At 31.9% G+C, this 1,105-nt stretch carries 1 protein-coding gene; it reads left to right on the top strand.

Going from position 1 to position 1,105, the window contains the following annotated elements:
- Positions 1-176 precede the first annotated feature (176 nt).
- Positions 177-926 carry a hypothetical protein gene (locus B091_RS0111535; RefSeq protein ID WP_018110147.1) on the top strand — a complete coding sequence of 250 codons (750 nt, stop codon included), beginning with the start codon at positions 177-179 and terminating at the stop codon, positions 924-926.
- Positions 927-1,105 lie beyond the last annotated feature (179 nt).

Raw genomic sequence — 1,105 nt, 5'->3', positions numbered from 1 at the left:
GCTTTGTAGTCGATGTGATGTTGTGGTCTCATGGAGCAAAAGTAATTACTATATCATTAACCATATGTTAAATCCCCAACTTTATGAACTGAGCCAAAATTACCCTTCTCCACTTCAATAAAAACAACTATTGAGAAATAGTAGAAATTGAGAAAAAATCTTATTACTTTTACTTCATGGCGAATAAAGCAAAACATATATTTAAATCGGTTAGTGCTTTTTTGATGGATAATTTCCATCAATCGCGACACCTCGAATATAGGCTTTTAAAACGTGGTTACCTTTTATACCAGCATGAAGTAATAAAGTTAGGAAAAACATTTGAACTATATATTAGAGATTATCTATCCGAAATACATAATTTCCAATACAAGACCCAAGAAGAACTTTCCAAAAAATCTCGCATCCACACAAGAGTATCTGACATATTTTCACTTCGCCCCGATTTGATGAAACAATATTTTGATAAAATCGACTTTGTATTTGTTGATTATAAAAGCCTGATTAAAGAATATAATACTACTGTTATAGAGCAAGAAGAGTCTCAATCCGAAAATATTATTGAACAGGAACAGCCAGTTCTTGATGATAATAAAGACAAACTATCGAAAGTCCGAACAGAAATACTCAAATATGAGTCGGGTGAAAAACTGCCTAAACATATTGGACAACGAATGTTTGGCTATCTGCTTAAATCTGGTTATATAAATGCCTATAACGACACACAACGGATAGAACAATGGAAGTTGTTTACAGAGTTAGACTCATTGCCTGAAATGAGCTATCTGCGTGACCCCGATTACAACAAGAACAATACAAAAAGAATCAACCTACAATTAAAATATATCGAAGAATTCTTCTATCTAGTCGGCTTGGATATTTCTATCACATATGATCAAAATAAATTAAAGAAAAAGCAACCTTAATTCTTTCCCTTATCTCCCCCTTTTCTCAAAAGTTTCACCTTATTTTCCCATGATGAAAATAAGGTAAATATCGCAAAAACATCATACTATGTCATATATTATCGCAAATTATAGAAAGTTGATTTTCAGTGATATTGGAGTTCCTAACTTTTCTTGTACAAATAGTTAAGCGACATTAT

The organism is Bacteroides propionicifaciens DSM 19291 = JCM 14649 (genome assembly GCF_000375405.1).
GTDB classification, from domain to species: Bacteria; Bacteroidota; Bacteroidia; order Bacteroidales; family Bacteroidaceae; genus Bacteroides_E; species Bacteroides_E propionicifaciens.
Note: the sequence above shows the minus strand (reverse complement) of the source record. Positions and strands in the feature narration are given on the sequence as shown.

Bases quoted from the DNA above. Each gene is read 5' to 3' on its own strand.
- B091_RS0111535 (WP_018110147.1), top strand. From the start codon at position 177: ATGGCGAATAAAGCAAAACATATATTTAAATCGGTTAGTGCTTTTTTG.